The organism is Micromonospora sp. U21, from assembly GCF_018070045.1.
Taxonomy (GTDB): Bacteria; Actinomycetota; Actinomycetes; order Mycobacteriales; family Micromonosporaceae; genus Micromonospora.
This window is the reverse complement of sequence record NZ_JAGPYK010000002.1, coordinates 361,517-376,782: the sequence shown is the minus strand read 5'-3', so window position 1 is coordinate 376,782 and position 15,266 is coordinate 361,517. Positions and strand designations below refer to the sequence as shown.

Annotated in this window: 12 protein-coding genes; 9 read left to right on the top strand and 3 right to left on the bottom strand. The window is 68.8% G+C overall.

All coding sequences use genetic code 11. From position 1 onward, the window contains the following. The first annotated feature begins 374 nt into the window (after positions 1 to 374). Positions 375 to 1,946, top strand: coding sequence for a serine/threonine-protein kinase (locus KBX63_RS04435; RefSeq protein ID WP_247661629.1), 1,572 nt, complete (start codon positions 375 to 377; stop codon positions 1,944 to 1,946). A 51-nt stretch (positions 1,947 to 1,997) separates the two neighbouring features. Here the strand turns inward: KBX63_RS04435 and KBX63_RS04430 are convergent, their stop codons facing one another. Both KBX63_RS04430 and KBX63_RS04425 read right to left on the bottom strand, forming a co-directional pair. Next, complete coding sequence (locus KBX63_RS04430) at positions 1,998 to 2,162, bottom strand: hypothetical protein (protein ID WP_210908429.1); 165 nt, start codon at positions 2,160 to 2,162, stop codon at positions 1,998 to 2,000. A gap of 66 nt (positions 2,163 to 2,228) precedes the next feature. After that, entirely contained in the window at positions 2,229 to 2,474 is a 246-nt protein-coding gene (locus tag KBX63_RS04425; protein ID WP_210908427.1) for a hypothetical protein, read from the bottom strand. Between the two features lie 1,513 nt (positions 2,475 to 3,987). Between KBX63_RS04425 and pgsB the strand changes: the two genes are divergently transcribed. The 8 genes from pgsB (at position 3,988) to KBX63_RS04385 (ending at position 14,164) form a co-directional block, all read left to right on the top strand. Further along, positions 3,988 to 5,400 carry a poly-gamma-glutamate synthase PgsB gene (pgsB, locus tag KBX63_RS04420; RefSeq protein ID WP_210908425.1) on the top strand — a complete coding sequence of 471 codons (1,413 nt, stop codon included), beginning with the start codon at positions 3,988 to 3,990 and terminating at the stop codon, positions 5,398 to 5,400. A gap of 15 nt (positions 5,401 to 5,415) precedes the next feature. Further along, complete coding sequence (locus KBX63_RS04415; RefSeq protein ID WP_210908420.1) at positions 5,416 to 5,880, top strand: poly-gamma-glutamate biosynthesis protein PgsC/CapC; 465 nt, start codon at positions 5,416 to 5,418, stop codon at positions 5,878 to 5,880. Further along, on the top strand, positions 5,880 to 6,932 hold the full coding sequence (locus KBX63_RS04410; protein WP_210908418.1) for an NlpC/P60 family protein: 1,053 nt from the start codon (positions 5,880 to 5,882) through the stop codon (positions 6,930 to 6,932). The genes KBX63_RS04415 and KBX63_RS04410 overlap by 1 nt, the downstream gene beginning before the upstream one ends. 9 nt (positions 6,933 to 6,941) lie before the next feature. Beyond that, complete coding sequence (locus KBX63_RS04405; protein ID WP_247661628.1) at positions 6,942 to 8,102, top strand: CapA family protein; 1,161 nt, start codon at positions 6,942 to 6,944, stop codon at positions 8,100 to 8,102. A 506-nt stretch (positions 8,103 to 8,608) separates the two neighbouring features. Beyond that, positions 8,609 to 11,098, top strand: a complete 2,490-nt coding sequence (locus tag KBX63_RS04400; RefSeq protein ID WP_210908417.1) for a glycoside hydrolase family 97 catalytic domain-containing protein — start codon at positions 8,609 to 8,611, stop codon at positions 11,096 to 11,098. Between the two features lie 27 nt (positions 11,099 to 11,125). Continuing rightward, the gene (locus KBX63_RS04395) at positions 11,126 to 12,370 is read left to right on the top strand and encodes a sugar ABC transporter substrate-binding protein (RefSeq protein ID WP_210908415.1); all 1,245 of its coding nucleotides are present in this window, start codon (positions 11,126 to 11,128) and stop codon (positions 12,368 to 12,370) included. Next, on the top strand, positions 12,367 to 13,296 hold the full coding sequence (locus tag KBX63_RS04390; protein WP_307871608.1) for a sugar ABC transporter permease: 930 nt from the start codon (positions 12,367 to 12,369) through the stop codon (positions 13,294 to 13,296). Before KBX63_RS04395 ends, KBX63_RS04390 begins: the two co-directional genes overlap by 4 nt. Continuing rightward, positions 13,289 to 14,164 (top strand): carbohydrate ABC transporter permease, encoded by an 876-nt coding sequence (locus KBX63_RS04385; RefSeq protein WP_210908414.1) that lies wholly within the window; start codon positions 13,289 to 13,291, stop codon positions 14,162 to 14,164. The genes KBX63_RS04390 and KBX63_RS04385 overlap by 8 nt, the downstream gene beginning before the upstream one ends. Before the next feature lie 112 nt (positions 14,165 to 14,276). Here KBX63_RS04385 and KBX63_RS04380 read toward each other — a convergent pair whose 3' ends face one another. Continuing rightward, positions 14,277 to 15,170: an AraC family transcriptional regulator gene (locus tag KBX63_RS04380; protein ID WP_210908412.1), complete on the bottom strand. Its 894-nt coding sequence runs from the start codon at positions 15,168 to 15,170 to the stop codon at positions 14,277 to 14,279. Between the last annotated feature and the right edge of the window lie 96 nt (positions 15,171 to 15,266).

Below are 15,266 nucleotides of genomic sequence, written 5' to 3'. Positions count from 1 at the left end.
CAACCAGCGCGCCAGACACATCGACCCAGGTGCCACAACCGGCGCCCGAGGAACAACGTGCCGAGTGCCGGCACTGTGGTGAGCCCCTGTGGCAGGACTGGTTATGGGGCTGGATGCACGAAGACCTTCGCTATCTGTGCCAGGATCCGGCCACGGGTGAGCTGCTGTGTCAACCCGCAACACCCGCCTGACTCGTCGCCTTCTAGATCGCGGATTGTCATCACGACATTGTTAACGTCGCGCATCCTGACCAGTCCGCGGGGAGACGAGGTAGAGGACGTGCTCGGCGTGGTACTCGCCTTCTGCCTCCCAGCAGTCACGGTCAACCGGTTCTTCAGCCCGATCGCCTTGCGGGTGGGGGCAGGTGCGAACGAATGGCTCCTTTCAGCGCCGCCGCCGTACCCCAGTGCTGTCTCCTCGGCGCACTCAGCTCGGCGGCGGCAGGGCGGTTGATGGCTGGTGCCGCCGGGCGGGCACACTGGACGGCCATGTCGCCGTTCACGCCCACCCTCCGGTTGCACGATCGGTACGTCCTGTGCGAGCGCATCGGCCTCGGCGGGATGTCCGAGGTGTGGCGCGCCGAAGACGAGGTGCTCGGCCGGCCCGTCGCCGTGAAAGCGCTCGCCGGTGAGTTCGCCGTCGACCCGCAACTGCGGGCCACCATCCAGCGCGAGGCCCGCGCCGCCGCCCGGCTGACCCACCCCCACATCACCCAGGTGTACGACTACGGCGAGGCGACCCTGGCCGGCGGCACGGTGGTGCCGTACCTGGTGATGGAGCTGGTCGAGGGACGCAACCTCGCCGACCGGCTCACCGCTGGCCCGCTCGCCTGGCCCGACGCGGTGCGGATGGCCGGCCAGGTCGCCGCAGCGCTCGCCGCCGCACACCGGATCGGGGTGGTGCACCGCGACATCAAGCCGGGCAACGTCATGCTCACCGACACCGGCGCCAAGGTGCTCGACTTCGGCATTGCCACGCTCGCCGGCCCGCACCACCCGCTCGCCGGACAGACAGGCGAACCGCTGATGGGCACCCCGGCCTACTTCGCCCCGGAGCGGCTGGCCGCCGGGCCGCCCAATCCGGCCAGCGACGTCTACGCCCTCGGTGCGCTGCTCTACCGCTCCCTGGCCGGCCGGGCCCCGCTGCCCGTGCAGACCTGGGAGGACGCGCTGCAGGTGCACGCCGGGCGCACCCCGGTACCGCCGCTGCGCATCCCCGGCCTGCCCACCGACATCGCCGAGCTCAGCCTCGCCTGCCTGGCGACCGACCCGGCCCGCCGTCCCACGGCGGCACAGCTCACCACCCGGTTCGGCGCCGGCCAGCCGGCCGATCCGCCCACCGCGGTCCTGCCCACCCTGCCGGCCGGACGGGCGGCCGTCGCGCCCGCGCACCCGCCCACGCTGATCGACCGGTCGCTGCCCACGGCGCGACCGGTGCGCGCCGCATCGCCGGCAGGCCACCCGCGCCGGTCGAATCGGCTGCTCGCGGTGCTCGTCGCGGCCGCCCTCGTCGTCGGGGTGGTCGGAATGCTTACCCTCGGCGGCGAACCGGACAGTCCGCCCGCCGCGCCACCGGTCGCCGTCACACCCGTCGAGCAGCCGGCGCCGGAGGCGTCGGGCGGGTCGTCCGATCCGGGTAGGGTTCCGCCAACGACCGGCGGGCTCACGCCGGTCGCCCTGCGTCAGCTGGCCGCCCAGCTGACGGCGGTGATCGACAACGCGGAGAGCCGGAGCGAGATCGACCCAAAGACGGCCGAGGAGTTGCGGGACAAGCTCGCCGATCTGGACCGGGGCAAGCCCAAGGACCGAGCCAAGCGGATACGGGAACTGAGCGAGCGGGTCGCCGACGCGGCCGACGGCGGCCGGGTCAGCGCCGACACTGCCACCCGCCTTCAGGACCTGCTCGCCGGGTACTCGCAGGAGCGGGGCGAGGAAGACGACGACTGACAGCTCAGGAGCAGGCTGATGCGGTCGGTTGTCCGAGGCAGGCGAGGGCTGCTAACCGACCGGCGTTCCGTTGAGGTGTCGTCGCGCCGTCCGGTCGGTGACGCCAGCTCGCCGGGCGACGTCCGCCACGTTGGCGGTGGGGTCGGCGGCGCGCGCGGCGAGCACGCGGGCGGCAGCGGACGGCCGGGTGCCGTTGCCAGCTGGCGGAGTCTTCACCGGGCGGTCCTGCCGGTGGTCGGCACGCGGTTGCGAAGTCGGCGGTGCGATGACCGGGCCTGGGTCCTATGGAGACGTGGTAAAAGACTCTTCCACCTCCTTGCCGCTGTCCGCGGGAGTGCCTGCCGGTCGACCGCCAGTCAGCATCTCCACCACCAGCAGCAGCGCCAGGGCTGGCCGGGCGGAGATGACCCGGGCCACCAGGTTGTCCGGCGCCGCCAGAACGTTCGCGACGATCGACGCCACCACACCGATCAGGAAGGACACCCGCGCCGACATCCGCCCCGGCCGCCCGGTCGGTGCACTCGTCATGGGCTAGGAACAAGGCGAAGGCGGCATGCAGGCAGCTTGTCGTCACCAATCCCAGTAGGAACGCCCGTCGGGGTCCTGGGTATCACCGGCGTTCTGGACGTCCTCTCATCCGGCAGTAGCTGACCAGCGGCCCCACCCATACTCCGCGGGCACCCACGGGACCCGCTCGCTGTTGGTGGGCTCGGGCGTCACTGGCGACCTGGGTGGCAGGGTGGATGGTGTCGCCGGCTTTGGCTGGCGGCGTGGCCCGTGACGTTGGCGACCTGGGCGGAACGGTGCGCGGTGTCACCGGCCTGACTGGCGGTGTGAGCGGTGAGGTTGGCGGCACGCTGGACGGCACCGCCGGCCGTCTCGGCGTCGCTGGCGTGACCGGCGATTTGGGGGGCGCCGCGGCATTGGCAGTGCCGCTGGCGACGTCGGTGTTCACGGCGACGCGTACGCCAGCGTGGATGGCGGGCTCCTGGGGCCTGACCGAATGCCCGCTCGAGCCTGCACCTCTGCTTCATGCGGAGGCCAGGATCGCGTTCTATCGTGCGGGTGCGGGAGGTAGTCGCCTGGACAACCGCAGAAGCCCAGTCCAAGGCCGCTGGCGGACCGGGCCTGACAATCCACCGGCTGCCGCCCCCGGCACCTCGGCACGTGATGACCGTGGCCACCAACAGACCCGCTGCCACGGTCGAGGTTGGTCGACGCGACGACCCTGCTGCCGGCACCTACCTCCTCACAATCCGGCGACCGACGGCGGCGTGAAGGACCGATCGGGTCGCTCGTTCTTCTCCGACGAGGTTCTCAACCGGGCGCTGAAGGACAGAGCCGGCGCAACAGGACCAGAGATGTGGGTGTGCGGGATGGATTCGTCGTCCATTTGCCTCGAAACTTCTGACCGCCCGGTCATTCATGCCGAGCCGAGCCGGTGTACTCGCCACGCACCGATGGCCGAATTGTCGCCCCCCATAACCCCGATACGGCGCACATTGGATGGCGACAGGTTGTGAAAGCACTGCTGCCCGCGCAGTTGCATCTCTCTCAGGTTGTCAACTCCTCCGACGCGATGTGACAGTTTTCGGCCTGCCGACGCTTAGGCGGGACAAGCTATGACCTGCCGTTTCTCGTACGGCTCGTACCGGAGCGTTCCTGGCAACCAGGCCCAGGGGCAGATGTTGCCAACCCCGCGAGAATCGCTTGTTCACGCAGGCCAAGGGGTGGAGGGCGCCTAAAAATCTTAGGCCCATCGATTCGCCGAAGCGAGACGCCTGGTCCTCTCGGGGAACCCTTTTCTGAAGTGCGTCCAGTGCCAGGTTAAGTGGCTGTGGCGGGTGTTATTCATCTCACGGCTCACACGGACTCACCCTTCGATTGACCTTGGAAACGTATTGCAACTAGCCTGACGCCCCGGCCCGCAATAGGCACCTTGGCGCCTACCGACAGCGGCGGGCCTACCAGCCTTTCCCCTGCCCATGAAGACGGAGACATGCATGCCTGGCGGCAGCCGGCCCTCGATGAGATGGCACCGATGACGTCAGAGGCGGACCCTCTGTGGGCGCTAGGGGTCGGCATCGTCGCCCTGCTCGTCTACCTGGTGGTGGAGCGGGCGCGGCACCGTCGGTACCTGTCACGGCTGCCGACGCGGATCGTCGTGAACGGGATCCGGGGCAAGTCGTCGGTGACTCGACTGGTCGCTGGCGCGCTGCGGGCGGACACCCGGCGGACGGTGTTCGCCAAGACCACCGGCACAGCGGCCAGGCTGATCTATCCGAATGGTCGGGAGGTGCCGATCCGCCGTGGCCTGGGTGGTGTCAACGTGATCGAGCAGACCGGGGTGGTTCGGCGGGCGGTGCACGCGGACGCTAACACCCTGGTGATCGAGTGCATGGCGGTGCTGCCGGAGTTGCAGCAGGTCAACCAGGATCTGCTCATCGAGGGCGACGTCGTGGTGATTACCAATGTGCGCGAGGACCATCTGGAGGAGATGGGGCCGACGCTCGATGACGTTGCCCGGTCGCTGAGCCGGTCGATGCCGCAGGGCGGCACGGTCGTCACCGCGGAGCGGGACCGCCTGCACATCCTTCAGGAGGAGTCCGATCGCCGCGGGTGCAAGCTCGTCGCTGTCGATCCGGACAGTGTCACCGACGCCGAGATGCGCCGTTTCCGGTGGATCACTTTCAAGGAGAACGTGGCGCTGGCGCTGGCGGTCGCGCAGTTGGGCGGGATGGACCGGGCCACCGCGTTGAAGGGCATGTGGCAGGCGGCTCCGGACCCCGGCGTGCTGCGGGTGGACGCCTGCTCTCACCAGGGGCGGCGTTTCGCCGCGGTGAACCTCTTCGCGGCCAACGACCCCGCTTCGACCTTGATGAACATCCGGCTTCTGCAAGAGCGTCGCCTGATCGGTGATCGGGTCGCCGTGGTGATCAACTGCCGGCCGGACCGGATCGAGCGCAACGGCCAGATGGGAACGATCATCCCGGACATCGACCCCACGCGGGTGTTCCTCATCGGCACTCCCACCCGCAGCGCTTCGCACCTGATCCCGGAGCGATGGCGTGAGCGCGTGGTCGACCTCGACGGCGAACACCGCACCGGGAGCGGGCTGCGTGACGCGATCGTGCAGGCGCTGGGCGCGGGCGAAACCGGCACCGCGCTGCTCATGATCGGCAACATCCACGGCCGCGGCGAGGAGCTTCTCGAGGCGCTGCACGAGGTCACGGTCGCCGCGACGGCGGCGGCGCCGTTCGACGAGCTGTCGCACACTCTCGAGCGGATCTACAAGCTGGACAGCGCCGCCAAGCCGCAGGCGGACACGAAGGCGTATGGAGACCTGGACGCGACCGTGGTGCTCTCCCGCGAGGACCTGATGGCAACCGCGGTGCTCAACAGCGCGCACATCGCCGTCCTGGCCGCCAACCGCCGCCGTACCACCCGACCTTGAGTAAAAGGAAGCGTTATGCCCCTTTTCGATCTGTCCTCCGAGCTCGGCGCGGTGATCATCGCCGCAGGGCTGCTGTTCGGGCTTGTCGGCTACCTCGTCACCAACGTCTCGCCGGCCGGGCTAATGGTGCCAGGCTGCCTGGTGCTGACCGCGATGGAGGACGCCCGTAGCCTGCTCACCGTCGTGGCGATCACCGCCGTCACGGTCGCCTTCATGAAGGTGTTGCAGCGCGTCACCATCCTCTACGGCAAGCGACTGTTCGCCGTGGCGGTACTGGTGTCCTCGTTCATGTCGGTCACCTCCTTCGTGCTGCTGCACCTGCGCTACCCGTTCCTGTTCGGCGGGGACACGCTGTCGTTCATCATTCCCGGGCTGATGACCTACCAGCTGCTACGCCCTCGTGCCCTGCAGACGCTCGCCGCCACCGGCGTGGTCAGCGCGGGTACCGGCGGCGTCGCCCTGCTGATGATTTCGCTGTGATGACCAGGTCCCGGAAGGTCCTCGCCTGCGCGACGGCTGTCGCTGTCGCCGTCGTCGCCCTGATCGTCGTGTGGGCCGTCCGCGACGACTCGCCGGCGAGGCCCACTGCCGGATCGCCGGAGTCGACTCGCGCGGCCAGCGCGCGTAACAAGGTCGAGCGATTGACGCAGCGCTACGAGCTGATCGACCTCGACGGGCCGGAGCGCACCGAGGTGCGCCGGCGCGGCGACGGCGCCGTGGTCGCGGCCCTGACCGTGGGTGCGCGTACCGTCGTCGTCGCCGGCCCGCCGCGGCGCTTCACTGAGCCGGAGGCCACGTCTGCGGTGGTCGAATCGACGTCCTGGGTGCGGATCGCGCCTCGGCCCTGGCAGCCACGGCCAGGCCTCGATGAGGACCTCGCCGGCTGGCTGCTCGACCAGATCGAGGACGACAGCCCACCCGTGGACGTGCTGGGCGCGGCGATGCAGTACCTCGCCGGCGCCCCCGACGGTCGTAACGAGAACGGAGTCCGCCACATCGGCGACGCCGGCTTCGGCTATGTGCACACCGCCGAGGAGCGTGACGGCGCCGACTTCTACGACTACCTCGAGATCCCGTGGAAGTTCTCGGACACCGGCCGGGTCAAGCCCTCCAAACGGTGGGACCGGCAGCTCGACTGCTCCGGCTACGTGCGACTCGTCTACGGTTACCGCTTCGGGCTCCCCATGCTCAACGCTCCGGTCAACACCACGGTCGCCGGGTTGCCCCGCACCGCGGCCAGCATGGCCGCCTACGCCCGATCGGTGCTCGTCGCTGCTGGTCGCACCCCGAGCCAACCGCCCGCCAAGCTGTCCGCCGCGCAGCCCGGTGACCTCGTCTTCTTCGCGTTGCACGATGACCCGAGCCTGATCACTCACTCAGGCGTCTACATCGGCAAGGACCAGCACGGTGAGATGCGGTTCGTGTCCTCCCGCAGCACCGTCGACGGTCCCAGCTTCGGCGACGTGCGCGGCGACGGGGTCATCGACTCCGGGTACTTCGGCCAGCGGCTGCGCCGCGTCATCCGGCTCTAAGGAACGCTCATGCGTGCTGTGCGAATCATCCTCATCGTCGCGCTCACCCTCCTGCCGGCCGGAGTGTGGGCGCTACGCGGTGACGCCATCCGCGACCGGCTGGCTGGGGAGCCCCGTTCCGTGGGCAGCACCGGCGTGCAGGCGGATCCCCGACAGATCACCATCGCCGGGTCCGGTGACATTCTCGTGCACCCGCCCACCTGGCAGCAGGGCCGCGCCGACGCTCAGAAGGCTGGACGGGACGGCTACGACTTCGGCCCGATGTTCGCTGACATCCGCCCCGTCATCTCAGCCGCTGACCTGGCCATCTGCCACATGGAAGCACCAATGGGTCCCGGCAGCCCGCAGGACTTTCCCCGTTTCCGCGCGCCCACCGACATGGCCACCACCATCAAGACCGCCGGCTACGACGGCTGCTCCACCTCCAGCAACCATGCCCTCGACCAAGGCGAGCAGGGTGTCTACGACAACCTCGACGCCCTCGACGCCGCCGGCCTGCGCCATACCGGCACCTTCCGCAGCCCGGCCGAGCGGGTGCGACCGACGATCTACGAGATCAAGGGGATCAAGGTCGGGCACCTGTCCTACGCCATGCACTTCAATGGCCTGAAGCCGCCGCCGGGCAAGGAATGGTTGGCCAACCGGATCGACGTCGCCGCGATCAGGGCCGCAGCCGCAGCCAGCCGCAAAGCCGGAGCCAACATCATCGTGCTCTCCGCGCACTGGGGCGAAGAGCACGTCCACGAACCCAGCGGCGACCAGCTGCACTGGGCCCGGCAACTGATCCGCGACCCCAACATCGACCTGATCATCGGCCACCACGCTCACGTCGTGCAGCCCTTCGAGAAGGTCGGAGACAAATGGATCGCCTACGGCGTGGGTAACACCCTCGCCCGCCACGACTTCCCCGTCGACGCCAACCGGGAAGGCGTCATCGCCGCCTTCACCTTCACCGAACAACCCAACCACCGCTGGCGCGTCACCCACGCCCAGGCCACCCCCATCTGGCTGTCCCTCAAACCCACCATCCGCGTCGTCAACCTCACCGACGCCATCGGGCGCATGCCCGCCATCGACCGACGCCGAACCCTCTACACCGCCGCCGTCGACCGCATCACCGGCTACCTCGACGCCCGCGGCGCCATAAAGGCCGGCCTGCACATCGACTAACAAGGCAGTCGGCGTCGTACGACGTTGACGAACAGCGAGCCGCACTGAGTTGGCACCTTGCTCACCATCAACAGCGGACCGACCCCACGGCCGCTTCACCGATCTGGACATGGGCGGACCGAGAGTGTCCTCGCTGCCACGTACCCGCTGGTGAGCGCTCGCCTGCCTTGATCTCTAACCACCATGGCCAACAGGGCCTTGTCTGCAGAACAACCCGCCTCGGTCGGTGGCTACTTCGATGAGCCCCAGTCGGTCGTCCTCCGCTGTCAATTGCGAGACCGCCAAAAGATCTCGGCCGATGGTCACTGGCGAGTACGTCGTGCGCTGATCGTCCCTGTCGAAGGACCCTGAAACCTGTCTCACTGCCACGCGGGATCCCCAGACAGAAGCGAATCGTCCAGGCTTCGAGTTCGAATGAACATTCCCGGCGGGCTGCCGCGAGCCTAGCGTCGGAAGCCGCCGTGCAGGGATCCGCCCGCTCGGTTCCCGCACGGCACGGAGACGATGTGGTCAACGAGATCGGCCCGACGGCGCTGCCCCCGCGCGTCGAGCCCGAGGTGAAGACGCGAGCGGACGGCGTCGTCCTGCGTGTGCGGCGCGACGGACAAACCGTCCTCGACGAGGTCCGGCTGGGCATCCGCGTCGGTGGCGTCGACCTGGACGTCGGGTCGGTCCTCCTGCGCTCGCGTTGTCGCGACATCACCGACGAGTGGACCGCCCGGTCCGGCAAGGCGACGGGAACCCATCGGTACGCGCATCGTGAGACGGTCCACGAGCTGCGCCACGCGAGTGGGCTCGAGTGGCAGATCCATGTCCGGGCCAGTGTGGACGGGGTGGCCGTCCGCTACGTGCTCGCCCGTCTGAAGGGCCACGGCCGGCTCGACGCCGACCGCACCCGGTTCACCGTCGAGGCCAACGCCCGCGTGTGGGCGCTCGATTATCAGACCTGGTACGAGACGCCGCGCTTCGGTGCTGACGCCACCGAGCTGCCGCCGGGCGCCTACGGGTTCCCGCTTCTCGTCCGCTCGCCCCGGGCGGGGGCGTATTTCCTGCTCACCGAGGCGGCGATCGACGGCCGTTTCAGCGGTGCCCACGCCGAGATCCGCGATGACGGCGAGGCGCGGTTCGCGCTGGCCGACGAGTCGATCGAGATCACGCGTGGTCCCGTGACCCCTTGGCGGGTGTTTATGATCGGCGACCTCGCCGCGATCGTCGAGAGCCGCTTCGTCGACGAACTGGCGCCCGCACCCGACCCGTCGGCGGACACGCGGTGGGTACGTCCGGGGCGCGCCGCCTGGTCGTGGTGGTCGGACTTCTACTCCGGTGCCCATCTGCACCGGCAGCGACACTTCGTCGATATCGCCGCGCGTTTCGGCTGGGAGCATCTCCTCATCGACTGCGGCTGGGACGAGACGTGGGTTCCCGAGATCGTGGCCTACGCGAGTCGCCGCGGCATCCAGGTGCACCTGTGGGCGGTCTGGCACGACCTCGACGGTCCGGAGAATCTGGCGAAGCTCGCCCTGTGGCGGTCCTGGGGGGTCGCTGGCATCAAGGTCGACTTCATGGAGTCCGAGTCGAAGGAACGCTACCGCTGGTACGACACGATCCTCGCGGAGACCGCCCAGCTCGGTCTGCATGTGAACTTTCACGGTTCGGTCATCCCGCGCGGATGGGCGCGAACCTGGCCGCAGGTCATCGGCTACGAAGCCATTCGCGGCAGCGAGTACTACGTCTTCTACCAGGGCACGCCCCTGACCGCCGCGCACAACGTGATCCAACCGTTCACCCGCAACGTGGTCGGGGCGATGGACTACACACCGGTCGCGTTCGGCGCGCCGGGGCGGAGCACGAGCGACGGTCACGAGCTGGCGCTCAGCGTGGCGTTCGAGTGCGGCATCACCCATTTCGCTGACGACGTCGACGTCTACCTCGCCAGGCCGGACGCTGCGCGGTTCCTCGCGGAACTGGGGCCCGTATGGGACGAGACCGTGCTGCTCGCCGGTGACCCCGACCACGAGGCCGTCATCGCCCGCCGATCTGGCGACCGCTGGTTCATCGGCGGCATCGCCACCGGGCCTGCGCGCCGTCTCACCATCCCAGTCGACCGGCTAGCGCTCGGGCCGGCCGACGCGTGGATCGTCGGCGACAGTGCCGAGGGCGGCCTGGCCTCGCACCGGCGACCCGTCAACGACAAGCTGGTCGTCGACGTCGCGGACAACGGCGGCTTCGTCGCCATCGTCGTCGCCCGTGGGGCCCGGCTGCACCGGGCCGTCGAGCGACCCGAGCAGGCAGCCCCGCGGGTGGACCCGCCTGTCCAACTGCTCGGCCCGGACGGCGCGGCCATCCTGCTGACCCACGGACGCCTGAGGCTACCGCCCGGCTGGTCGGCGCAACACCTCGACGGTGACTGCTGGAAGGTCCATGCGCCCGCCGCCCTGGCACCCGGTCGGGCCGGCGTGGTCACGGTCGAGACGCCGGGCGAGGACGGCGTCCCGATCGTGGCGCACGCCCGCCTGTTCCGACCCCTGATGCCCGGGTCCCATCGCCTGTCCGCGCTGACCATGCTCGCGTTCGAGAACGAGAGCGGCCCGATCGAACGCGACCAGACCAACGGTGGCGGCAACCCGGGCGACGGCCGCCGCATGGGTATCGCGGGCACCGAGTTCGACGACGGGCTCGGCGCGTCCACGCCGTCGCGGATCGAGCTCTACCTGGGCGGTTCGGTCAGCCGCTTCACCGCCCGCATCGGCATCGACGACGAAACCCCCGGGACCGCCGCCCGGATGAGCGTGCACGCGGACGGGGTCGAGCTGTTCAACGCCGACGTGCGCTCAGGCGAACCTCCGCGCGACATCGACGTCGGTATCCCCGGCGCCGTCACGCTGAGCCTGCGCGCGGACACCCTGCCCAACCACCCGGAGCCGGCCCATGTCGACTGGGCGTCGGGTCGCCTCCACCTCCACCACGACACCGCCACCACCCCGGTCGAGCACTGACGCTCGACCACCCACCAAGGAGAAACCATGCGAAACGGCAAGAGATGGGCCGCCGCCGCGTCCCTGCTGGTCACCCTCGCCGCCACCGGATGCAGTAGCGCCGGAGGCGACGGCAAGGTCACCTTGAGCTACGCGACCTGGAGCGACGACCAGAAGCCGGCCATGGAGGCGATCGCCAAGGCCTTCGAGGACAAGCACCCGAACATCGATGTCCAGGTGCAGGTCCTGCCGTGGCCCGAATACTGGTCCACCCTGCAGGTCGGGGCTGCAGGACGCACCGCACCCGACGCGTTCTGGATGCTCGCCGACCAGTTCCCCGCTTACGCGACGGGCAACCAACTGCTCAACATCACCGACGCGGTCAAGGCAGCGGGCGTCGACCTGGCCGCGTACCCCAAGGCCGTCCTTGACCTGTACGACGTCGACGGCAAGCTTTTCGGCCTGCCGAAGGACTTCGACACGAACGGGATCTGGTTCAACAAGGCACTCTTCGACAAGGCAGGTGTGGCCTACCCGAACGACAGCTGGACCTGGGACGATGCGCGTGCGGCCGCCCGAAAACTCACCAACCCCGCCGCCGGGGTGTGGGGCATCGCCGCTCCGATCGACCGGCAGGGCGGCTACTACAACAGCATCTACCAGGCCGGCGGCACGGTGATCGGCGCCGACGGCAAGGCCGCCGTCGATAGCCCGGAGGCGATCTCCGGTCTGCAGTTCTGGACCCAGATGCACGCCGACGGGCTCTCGCCGACGCTCAAGCAGCTCTCGGACACCGAGGCGGTGCAGATGTTCATGGACCAGAAGGTCGCCATGTACTTCTCCGGCTCCTTCTGGGCCCAGCGCCTCTACGGCGACCAGACGCTGCGCCCAAACGTCGGCGTCGCGCCGCTGCCGAAGGCGAAGCAGCGGGCCACCATGATCAGCGGCATCCTCAACGCCGGATACGCCGGCACCAAGCACCCCAAGGAACTCGCCGAGTTCCTCATCTTCGCCAGTGGCAAGGACGCGGCGGTCATCCAGGCCAAGAGCGGCGCGGTGCTGCCCGCCTACCAGGGCGCTCAGCAGGGCTGGCTCGACGCGATGCCCGAGTTCAACCTCAAGGTCTTCGTCGACGCCGTCGACTACTCGGTGCCGCTGCCGATCGCCGGTGACGCGGCCAAGTGGACCGGCCTCGAGACCCAGTACCTCGCCCCGGCGTGGGAAGGCAAGCGGACCGCTGCCGACGCCGCCCGGGCCTACAACACAGCCATCAACGAGGTCCTCGCGCAGTGACCACCAACATCCCCAATCCTCCCCTGCGGCAGCGCAAGCGCCGCAGGGGAGGGCTGCTGCCCTCACCAGGGTGGGGCTACCTGATGATCGCCCCGGCGCTCATCGGCCTCGTCGCGCTCTACGTCTGGCCGTTCCTCACCACCTTCGGCAAGAGCTTCATGGACGTTCCGGCCTTCGGGCCCGGGACGTTCACCGGAGTCGACAACTACACCGAGTTGCTCGGCGACGGGCGCTTCTGGCAGGCCCTGCGCAACTCGGCGCTCTACACCGCGATCCTGCTGCTCGGCCTCCCCGTCGCGATCGTGCTCGCCGCGCTCATCGAGCAGGTCGGCCGGGGCCGCGCCTTCTACCGGATCCTGTTCTTTCTGCCGGTCGTGACGCTGCCGGTCGCAATTAGCATGGTCTGGCGCTTCATCTACAACGGCGACTTCGGTCTGCTGAACTACGTCCTCTCCATGGTCGGCGTCCCCGGACAGTACTGGGTCGCCGACGCGACCTTCACGATCTACGCGGTCGGTGCGGTCGGCATCTGGATGAATCTCGGCATCAACCTCATCATCCTCGGAGCTGGACTCCAGTCGATCCCGCAGGATCTCTACGAGGCCTCCTCGCTCGACGGGGCGGGACGGGTCCGCCAGTTCTTCCGGATCACCCTGCCGCTGCTGTCGCCGAGCGTGTTTCTGGTGACCGTGCTGACCGTGATCTCCGCGCTGCAGATGTTCGACCTGATCTTCGTGATGCTCCGCAGCGTCAACAACACCGCGCTCGCCGACTCGAAGACCATCGTCTACCTCTTCTACGAGAAGGCCTTCGTGGAGTTCGACCAGGGCTACGGTGCGGCGATCGCGATCGTGCTGCTCATGGTGATCATGGCAGCGACCCTCGTCCAGTTCCGCCTGCAACGTCGGTGGGTGTTCTATGACTGATCAGTTCCTGCGAAGCAGGCGACTGGAGCGCGCAGCAGCCGGATCCAAGGCCTCGCGCCACGGCGAGTGGGTCATCCACGTCGTTCTCGCCGTCTCGGCAGTCGTCATGGTGGCACCGTTCGTCTGGCAGTTGCTCACCGTCTTCAAGTCCAACCGCGAAGCGTCCCAGATGCCGCCGACGCTCCTGCCCGAGGACCCGACCACCGGCGCATTCGCCACGTTCTTCGGCTCGGTGCCGTTCTGGGCGCAGCTCACCGTCTCCGTGTCCGCGCTCGTACTGCGCGTCATCGGGCAGCTCGCCGTCGCGGCGCTTGCCGGCTACGCGTTCGCCCGGCTCCGGTTCCCCGGACGCAAGCTCCTGTTCGGGCTGTTCATCGTCATGCTCATGGTGCCCAGCCAGCTGTTCCTCATCGGGCAGTTCGAGATCATCAGGGACCTCGGGATGCTCGACACCATTCCCGCCCTGGCGATTCCGGGCATGTTCTCGGCCTTCGGGATCTTCCTGATGCGGCAGGCGTTCATGTCGATCCCCGCCGGGTTCGAAGAAGCCGCCCGACTCGACGGCGCCGGAGCCCTGCGGACGTTCTGGTACATCATGCTGCCCATGGTCCGCCCGACCATGGCGGCGCTGGCCGTCCTCACCTCGCTCTACTCCTGGAACGATTTGCTCTGGCCGCTCATCGTGACCCCGCGCGGTGACAGGCGGCCCATCACCGTCGGTCTGGCCGGACTGCAGGGCCAGTTCGGAACCGACTACCCGACCCTCATGGCCGGCGCCTTCGTCGCGTCGCTGCCACTCATCCTCATCTTCCTGGCGCTCCAGCGGCAGTTCTTCTCCGGCATTGCGAGCAGCGGCTTGAAGGGCTGAACCGTGGTCGGGCCACGCCGGACCCAGGCGACGGCCGGCGTTGCTGTTTCGTCCGGATGCCACGCCGGTATCCGGGCGAACCCCGACCCTCGATCCCACCGAACATGTGCGGTCACACCTCGAAGGCAGCATCCGCGAGGTCGTAGCCCGCGTGGCGCCGGCGGAAACCGCTCGGGCTCATCCCATGGTGCTTCCGAAAGACCCGCGAGAAGTAGAAGGCGTCGTCGAAGCCGATCTCCGACGCGATCTCGGTGACCGTCGCACCCGTCGTGTCGAGCAGCTGCCGCGCCCTCGCCATCCGCAGCGCGGTGTGGTGAGCCAACACCCCGCCTCCGGTCGCCCTGCGGAACAGGGTGCTCAGATGCGACGGCGACACCCCCACCAGCCGCGCCAGCTCGGGCACCTTCACGTTGCCGTCGAGCCGCTCGGCCAAGTAGCTCATGGCACGCTGCAGCGGGTCGCCCGGTTCCGGAAGCAGTCTTTCGACGCTGATTTGCGTCAGCAGCTTCCACGCGGTCCCCGCCGCGCCCAGCAGGCGGATGGGTGACTGGTCGCGCTCGACACAGGTGACGATCTCGTCCAGCAGCGTCACCGCCCGACCGATAGCCCGCACCGGCACAACGGGTCGTTCAATCGTGGCCTCCATACAGTCCACGAGATTCGACACGTCGGAGCCCATCAGATGCGCCCACCAGATCGTCCAGGGATCGTGCTCGTCGGCACCGTACTCGTGGGGGACGCCGCGGGGGATGACCAGCGCCTGCCATGCCCCGATCCGATGCATGCCCGACCCGACCCGCGCCCAGCCCATGCCCGAGGCACACACGATCAGGACCACCTCGGGCGTGCCCCGAGGGCGTAGCATCCGGTGGTCAGCGGCATACGGGTAGTACCCGGCGTCGGTGACGAGAAGCCGCCCGGTGATCGGGCGCCGCAGCGCCTCGGCGACGATTGGACGGGGCACCGAGGCCAACCGCTGCCCCCGAAAACCCTCCTGGAGCGGCATCGGTCTATCGTGCGCCGTCACCAGCGGATTGTCCATGCTGTGGGCCAGCCGATCCGCCCCGAACGTACCTGCCACGTGTGCGGTGACTAGCGCTGA